General features: G+C 69.7%; 8 protein-coding genes. 7 read left to right on the forward strand and 1 reads right to left on the reverse strand.

The window, feature by feature from the left end; all coding sequences use genetic code 11:
- The first annotated feature begins 2 nt into the window (after positions 1 to 2).
- The gene (locus ACWD3I_RS12170) at positions 3 to 1,439 is read left to right on the forward strand and encodes an aldehyde dehydrogenase family protein (protein ID WP_365392124.1); all 1,437 of its coding nucleotides are present in this window, start codon (positions 3 to 5) and stop codon (positions 1,437 to 1,439) included.
- On the forward strand, positions 1,432 to 2,343 hold the full coding sequence (locus ACWD3I_RS12175) for an aldehyde dehydrogenase family protein (protein WP_365392126.1): 912 nt from the start codon (positions 1,432 to 1,434) through the stop codon (positions 2,341 to 2,343). Before ACWD3I_RS12170 ends, ACWD3I_RS12175 begins: the two co-directional genes overlap by 8 nt.
- A gap of 67 nt (positions 2,344 to 2,410) precedes the next feature.
- On the opposite strand, the gene ACWD3I_RS12180 is transcribed toward ACWD3I_RS12175, so the two are convergent.
- Positions 2,411 to 2,818 (reverse strand): hypothetical protein, encoded by a 408-nt coding sequence (locus tag ACWD3I_RS12180; RefSeq protein WP_365392128.1) that lies wholly within the window; start codon positions 2,816 to 2,818, stop codon positions 2,411 to 2,413.
- 293 nt (positions 2,819 to 3,111) lie between these two features.
- Here ACWD3I_RS12180 and ACWD3I_RS12185 point away from each other — a divergent pair, with 293 nt between their 5' ends.
- The 5 genes from ACWD3I_RS12185 to ACWD3I_RS12205 all read left to right on the forward strand — a co-directional run bounded on the left by ACWD3I_RS12185 (position 3,112) and on the right by ACWD3I_RS12205 (position 7,260).
- On the forward strand, positions 3,112 to 3,846 hold the full coding sequence (locus ACWD3I_RS12185) for a helix-turn-helix transcriptional regulator (RefSeq protein WP_365392130.1): 735 nt from the start codon (positions 3,112 to 3,114) through the stop codon (positions 3,844 to 3,846).
- A 185-nt stretch (positions 3,847 to 4,031) separates the two neighbouring features.
- Positions 4,032 to 4,295, forward strand: coding sequence for a phosphopantetheine-binding protein (locus tag ACWD3I_RS12190; RefSeq protein ID WP_266888735.1), 264 nt, complete (start codon positions 4,032 to 4,034; stop codon positions 4,293 to 4,295).
- Positions 4,296 to 4,298: 3 nt separating this feature from the next.
- Positions 4,299 to 5,747, forward strand: coding sequence for a methylmalonyl-CoA mutase family protein (locus tag ACWD3I_RS12195; protein ID WP_365392133.1), 1,449 nt, complete (start codon positions 4,299 to 4,301; stop codon positions 5,745 to 5,747).
- 29 nt (positions 5,748 to 5,776) lie between these two features.
- Complete coding sequence (ccrA, locus tag ACWD3I_RS12200; protein ID WP_365392135.1) at positions 5,777 to 7,120, forward strand: crotonyl-CoA carboxylase/reductase; 1,344 nt, start codon at positions 5,777 to 5,779, stop codon at positions 7,118 to 7,120.
- Positions 7,117 to 7,260 (forward strand): hypothetical protein, encoded by a 144-nt coding sequence (locus tag ACWD3I_RS12205; RefSeq protein ID WP_365392137.1) that lies wholly within the window; start codon positions 7,117 to 7,119, stop codon positions 7,258 to 7,260. The genes ccrA and ACWD3I_RS12205 overlap by 4 nt, the downstream gene beginning before the upstream one ends.
- Positions 7,261 to 7,360 lie beyond the last annotated feature (100 nt).

Here is a 7,360-nt window from a genome sequence, read left to right on the forward strand (position 1 = left end):
ACATGGCATCTGCATTCGAGTACGCACCGGCACCCGAGTCCCGCTCGGTCGTCGACATCGCGCCCTCCTACGGGCTGTTCATCGACGGCGAGTTCGTGGAGGCGGCGGACGGCAAGGTCTTCAAGACCGTCTCCCCCGCCACCGAGGAGGTCCTCTCCGAGATCGCCCAGGCGGGCGAGGCGGACGTCGACCGTGCGGTGAGGGCCGCCCGCAAGGCCTTCGGGAAGTGGTCGGCGCTGCCCGGCACCGAGCGCGCCAAGTACCTGTTCCGCATCGCCCGGATCATCCAGGAGCGCAGCCGCGAACTGGCCGTCCTGGAGACCCTGGACAACGGCAAGCCGATCAAGGAGACCCGCGACGCCGACCTCCCCCTGGTCGCCGCGCACTTCTTCTACTACGCGGGCTGGGCCGACAAGCTCGACCACGCCGGTTTCGGTGCGAACCCGCGTCCGCTGGGCGTCGCCGGCCAGGTCATCCCGTGGAACTTCCCGCTGCTGATGCTGGCGTGGAAGATCGCCCCGGCGCTGGCGACCGGCAACACGGTCGTGCTGAAGCCGGCGGAGACCACTCCCCTGTCGGCCCTGTTCTTCGCGGACATCTGCCGCCAGGCCGGCCTGCCCAAGGGCGTCGTCAACATCCTTCCGGGTTACGGCGACACGGGGGCGGCCCTCGTCGAGCACCCCGATGTGAACAAGGTGGCCTTCACCGGTTCGACCGCGGTCGGCAAGGCGATCGCCCGCCAGGTGGCGGGCACGGACAAGAAGGTCACTCTCGAACTGGGCGGCAAGGGCGCCAACATCGTCTTCGACGACGCCCCGATCGACCAGGCCGTCGAGGGCATCGTCACCGGCATCTTCTTCAACCAGGGTCAGGTCTGCTGCGCGGGCTCCCGGCTGCTGGTCCAGGAGTCGATCCAGGACGAGCTGCTGGATTCGCTGAAGCGCAGGCTCTCCACCCTCCGCCTCGGCGACCCGCTGGACAAGAACACCGACATCGGCGCGATCAACTCCGAGGAGCAGCTCTCCCGGATCACCTCGCTCGTCGAGGCGGGCGAGGCGGAGGGCGCCGAGCGCTGGTCCCCGGCCTGTGAACTCCCGTCCTCCGGCTACTGGTTCGCCCCGACGCTCTTCACGAACGTCACCCAGGCGCACACCATCGCCCGCGACGAGATCTTCGGCCCGGTCCTTTCGGTCCTGAGCTTCCGTACGCCGGACGAGGCCGTGGCCAAGGCCAACAACAGCCAGTACGGCCTGTCGGCGGGCATCTGGACGGAGAAGGGTTCGCGGATCCTCGCCGTCGCGGGCAAGCTGCGCGCGGGCGTGATCTGGTCCAACACGTTCAACAAGTTCGACCCGACCTCGCCGTTCGGCGGTTACAAGGAGTCGGGCTTCGGCCGCGAGGGCGGTCGCCACGGCCTGGAGGCGTACCTCGATGTCTGAGAAGAACGAGAAGACGGACCGTTTTGATCGGCTGTCGGTCTTCAAGACCTACAAGCTGTACGTCGGCGGGAAGTTCCCGCGTTCCGAGAGCGGCCGGGTGTACGAGGTGAGCGACGCGAAGGGCAACTGGCTGGCGAACGCGCCGCTTTCGTCCCGTAAGGACGCCCGTGACGCGGTGGTCGCCGCGCGCAAGGCGTTCGGCGGATGGTCGGGCGCGACGGCCTACAACCGGGGTCAGATCCTGTACCGCGTCGCGGAGATGCTGGAGGGCCGCCGCGAGCAGTTCGTGCGCGAAGTGGCCGAAGCGGAAGGGCTGTCGAAGGCGAAGGCGGCCGCTGTCGTCGACGCGACGATCGACCGCTGGGTCTGGTACGCGGGCTGGACCGACAAGATCGCCCAGGTGGTCGGTGGCGGCAACCCGGTGGCGGGGCCGTTCTTCAACCTCTCCACCCCGGAGCCGACCGGCGTGGTCACGGTCCTGGCCCCGCAGGAGTCGTCCTTCCTGGGCCTGGTCTCGGTCGTCGCCCCGGTGATCGCGACCGGCAACACGGCGATCGTGATCGCGTCCGAGAAGGCCCCGCTGCCCGCCCTGTCCCTGGGCGAGGTGCTGGCCACCTCCGACCTGCCCGGCGGTGTCGTCAACGTCCTGTCCGGCCGTACGGCGGAGATCGCGGCGCCGCTGGCCGCGCACCAGGACGTCAACGCGATCGATCTGGCGGGCGCCGATGACGTACTGGCGAAGGAGCTGGAGATCGCGGCCGCGGACAACCTGAAGCGGGTCCTTCGTCCACAGCCTGTGGATTATTCGGTGACTCCCGGCATCGACCGCATGACGGCGTTCCTGGAGACGAAGACGGTCTGGCACCCGACGGGTTCGCTGGGCGCGTCCGGCTCGTCCTACTGACGGCCACCACAGACCGGAGAGCCGCGCCTTCCCACCGTCCTGGGAAGACGCGGCTCTCTGCGTACCGTCAGCCGTTGCCGAGGAGTCCCGCGGCCTGGCCGACCACCGGGATGCTGCCGATGGACTGGGCCTGCGCCACCGGGCCGGTCAGCGCCTGGGTGGCCAGGGGCTGGAAGTCGGCGAGCTGGGTGCCGAGGCCGTTGTCGAGGGGGTCGACGCCGGTGCCGGCGAGGGGGTTGGGCTTGAGGCCGCTGACCGGGCCGGTGACATAGCCGACCGTGCCGGTCAGGCCCTGGAGGCCGGACTGCGGGTCGATGTTGCCCAGCGAGGTGGGGCGGGTGCGCATCACGTCGACGACCGGGTCGGTGTCCGCGGAGGCCGTCGCCGCACCTGCGCCCAGGGCCACGCCCGCGGTCGCGAGGGCGGCCAGCGCGCGCTGGGCGGTGGGGGTGGAGGAGGACGCGTGTCGGGCCATTGCTGCTGCCACCTTCGTCTTGCGCAAGGTAATCGGGTCGACACGAAGGGTAGTTGAGGTTCGGCGCACACTCCACCGCCGACCCGCAGACTTCAAAGGCGTCCCCATAGGCGTGAAAAGTAGCAGTCATTTAATGCCGGAATCCGATATGCGGCATTCGAACTATCGACTGAATAAGGCCGCTTGACGTACCCTCAAGATCACTTCAAAGCGGGGGCAACACCCCTGCCGCGGTGCGTGAGTCAGATGACCAGCCTTTCGATCAAGGATGGAATTTGAGACCCGGGGGGGCCATGTCCATACACATAGCCGATGTCCAGCAGCACACGCGCGCCACCGAAACCTATTCGGGTCTCGATGATTTCGAACTGGTGCACCCGGTACACGCCGACGCCGTCTGCGGAGTTCTTCGCAGCGCGTTCGCCGAAGCACCGCACATCCGGGGCTTCACACAGTTGACCGGACGCTTCGCCGTCGAGACGATGCATCACCCGCTCTCCGATTTCTCACGTCTGATCCGCACCGAGATCCTCACCCGCGGCCACAGCCTGCGACTGCTGACGGACCGCGGCGCCATGACCGACCCCCGCTCCCGCGCGCTGCCGGGCGGCGCCAGGGCTCGCCAGGTGCAACTGCGCGTCACCGACGCCCCGTTGCCCGACCTGGCCCTGCTGGGGACCGAGCTCGGCCTGGTGCGCACCGTGGCACCGGACGGCCGGCTCCAGATCCTGCTCGCCCGCCGGGAGGCCACCGCCGCCCTGCTCCAGTTCCAGCAGGTGCTGTGGGGCCACGCCGAGGGCCTGACCTCGGCGCGCGACGTCCGCGAGCTGCACCTGGACGAGATCCAGCGCCAGGTGTTGCAGATGCTCGGCTCCGGCATGAAGGACGACACGGCGGCCCGGCAGATGAACGTGTCCGTGCGCACCTACCGCCGTCACGTGGCCGCCATCCTCAAGTCCCTTGACGTCAGCACCCGTTTCGAGGCGGGGATCAGGGCCGCGGAGTACGGCCTGGTGTCCGCGACCTGACAGCGCGCCCGGGTCCGCACCAGGGCCCGGGGTGGCAGGTTGCTGCCGACTTTGGCGCCCGGAACCTGTTGCTGCCGCGGCGCGCGGACTTCTAGGTTGATCAGGAAACCAGCACCCCCACCAGGTAATTGATCCCCGTACTTCCGTGCCCGCGCACGGCACCACGGGCAGAAACGGATGACGGAATGTCCATTGCTTCGGTCACCCTTGCCGAGGTCGAGGCCGCCGTACTCGCCGTGACGGCAGAGGCCCTGAATGTCCCCGAAGTACATCTCGACGACAATCTTCTGGAACTGGGCGTCGACTCCCTGGTCGCCACCCGGATAGTGGCGGCACTGCGCACCCGCTTCGGCGCGGACATCCCGTTGCTCAACATCTTCGAATACCCGGAATTGCGCGAATTCGCCATATCGGTCCTGGACACGATCCAGGACGCACCCCAGGAATGACGCATGGGCATACCGGGCGAGTTCCCCTACGACGCCGGACTGCACCCGGGCGGGTACACGACCCGGCTGTGGACCATGCGACAGCTCGCGGGCCTCTACAGCGCCGAGAGCACCAACAGCCGTTTCCGATACCTGCTGGAGATGGGTGAGACGGGCCTGTCGCTCGCCTTCGACCTGCCGACCCAGCTCGGCCTGGACCCCGACGCCCCCGCCGCCGACGGCGAGGTGGGACGCACCGGGGTCTCCGTCGCCACGGTGGACGACCTGAAGACCGTGTTCAAGGAGATCCCGCTCGACCGGGTCTCGGTCTCGTTCACCATCAACGCCACCGCCCCGATGCTGCTCGCGATGTGGATCGTGGCCGCCGAGGAGTCGGACGTGGACCCCGCCGCGCTGCGCGGCACCCTCCAGAACGAGATGCTCAAGGAGTTCCTCGCCCGCAAGGCGTATGTGTACGACCTCGACACCAGCGTGCGCTACGCCCTCGACGTCGTCGAGTACTGCATGGAGCACCTGCCCGGCGTCAACCCCATCTCCGTCTCCGGCGGGCACGCCCGGGAGGCCGGGGCGGACGCCGCGCTGGAGGTCGCCTGCGCGCTGGCGAGCGTGGACGCCTATCTCGCCGGGATGGTCGAACGCGGGCACTCCGCGGAGCGGGTCGCGTCCCGGTTCAGCTTCATCTTCGGCACCGACATGGAGGTGCTGAAGGAGGCCGCCAAGCTGCGGGTCGCCCGCCGCCGGTACGCGGAACGGATGCGGGACCGCTGGGGCGTGACCTCACCGCGGGCGATGCGGTTGCGCGCACAGGTCAACACCTTCGGCTCGGCCCTCGCCTACCAGGAACCCCTCAACAACATCGTCCGGGCCACCCTGCAGGCGGTCGCGGCCGTCCTCGGTGGCACCCAGTCGCTGCATGTGTGCAGCTTCGACGAGGCCGTGCAGACACCCGGCCCGCTCGGCGCCCGGATCGCCCTGCGCACCCAGCAGATCATCGCCCACGAGACGGACCTGGCCCGCTACGCCGACCCGCTCGGCGGCTCCCATGTGATCGAGGGCCTCGTCGACGAGCTGGGCAAGGAGGTCGACGACTGGCTGGCGCGCATCGAGGCGCGCGGCGGTGTGGCCGCCTGTATCCGCAGCGGCTGGCTGGAGGGCCAGATCGAGGAGCTCGCCTACCGCGACCCCGGGCCCACCGTGGGAGTGCTGGAGACCTCGCCCTCGGAGTCCGAGCGCCAACTGCTCCAGACCGAGGCCCACACCACGACCGGTGGCCGGCGTGACATCGAACGCCCTGACTGCGAAGCGGAGTTGACCCGGCTGCGGGACGACGCCCTAGCCGGCCGCAACGTCCTGCCCGCCCTGATCGAGGCGGTGCGGCAGCGGGCCACGATCGGGCAGCTCTGTACCGCCATGCGACCGGCCGACGACCCCTCGGCACCGTCCCTTTCCTGACACTCCCCCACCCCAGCGGAGTCGCACTGATGTCTCAACTGATCGAGGCGGTCCGGCACGGCGCGGACCCGGACGAACTACTGGCCTGCCCCGTACCGGAGTCCTATCGCGCGGTCTTCCTGCGCCGCGAGGACGAGGACCTGTTCAAGGGGACCGACAGCCGCGACAAGGACGTACGGCGCACCCTGCACCTCGGCGAGGTGCCCATGCCGGAGCTGGCGCCGGACGAGGTGCTGGTCGCGGTGATGGCCTCCGCCGTCAACTACAACACCGTCTGGTCCGCGCTGTACGAGCCGATGTCGACCTTCGGGTTCCTGGGCCGGTTCGCCCGCGAGGGCCACTGGGAGGCGCGGCACGACCGCGACTACCAGGTCGTCGGGTCCGACGCGGCAGGTGTGGTGGTCCGGGTGGGCAGTGCCGTACGGCACTGGTCCCCGGGTGACCGGGTGGTGGTGAACCCGCCGTACATCGACGAGCAGGATCCCGTCGCCCAGCGGGACGGGATGCTGACCACGGGCATGCTCGCCTGGGGGTTCGAGACCAACTTCGGCGCGTTCGGCGACTTCGCCGTGGCCCGCGCCTCGCAGCTCGTGCCGATGCCGCCGCATCTGTCGTGGGAGGAGGCCGCCTGCAACACGCTGTGTCTCGGCACCTCCTACCGCATGCTGATCGGTGACCACGGTGCCCGGATCAGGGCCGGGGACATCGTGCTGGTCTGGGGCGCGGCGGGCGGGCTCGGCAGCTACGCCGTGCAGCTGGTGCGGCAGGCCGGCGGGATCGCCGTCGGGGTGGTCGGCTCGCGGGACAAGGCCGATCTGGTGGACCGGCTGGGCTGCCATGTCGTCGTGGACCGCAACGATGTGGGGCTCGGGGACGACGAGGACGACGCCTCCGCGTGGCGGGCGCTGGGCTCGGTCATCCGCAAGGAGCTCGGCGAGGACCCGCACGTCGCCTTCGAGCACGTCGGCAGGTCCACCTTCGAGACCTCGGTGAACGTGGTGCGGCGCGGCGGTGTGGTGGTGACCTGCGGGTCCAGCAGCGGGTACCGGCACGTCTACGACAACCGCTATCTGTGGATGAAGCTCAAGCGGGTCATCGGCAGCCACGGCGCCAACATCGACGAGGCGTGGGAGGCGAACCGGCTGCTGCGCCTCGGCATGGTCGTACCCGCCCTCTCCCGCGTCTTCCCACTGGCCCAGGCCGCGGAGGCCACCCGCTCGGTCCAGCTCAACGCCCACGAGGGCAAGGTGGGCCTGCTGAACCTGGCGACCGCGGAGGGCCAGGGCGTACAGGACCCGGGCCTGCGGGAGCGCATCGGCGAGCCCCGGCTGCGCCTCTTCCGCGACCACGCCGGCCAGGCGGCCCGACCGTGACCACCCCGCACGCCGGCAACGTTCCCGAGACCCTCCGCCACCGGCCGGCCGCGACGCCCGAAGCGATCACCATCAACGCGGCGGACGGGAACCAGCAGCGGCCCTTCCACGACCGCGCCGAGCAGGTGGGACGCAGATGACCACCCCTCACAACAGCGTTCCCGAGACCCTCCGCCACCGGCCGGCCGCGACGCCCGAAGCGATCACCATCAACGCGGCGGACGAGAACCGACCGCACCC

The sequence above is a fragment of the Streptomyces sp. NPDC002817 genome (genome assembly GCF_053592055.1).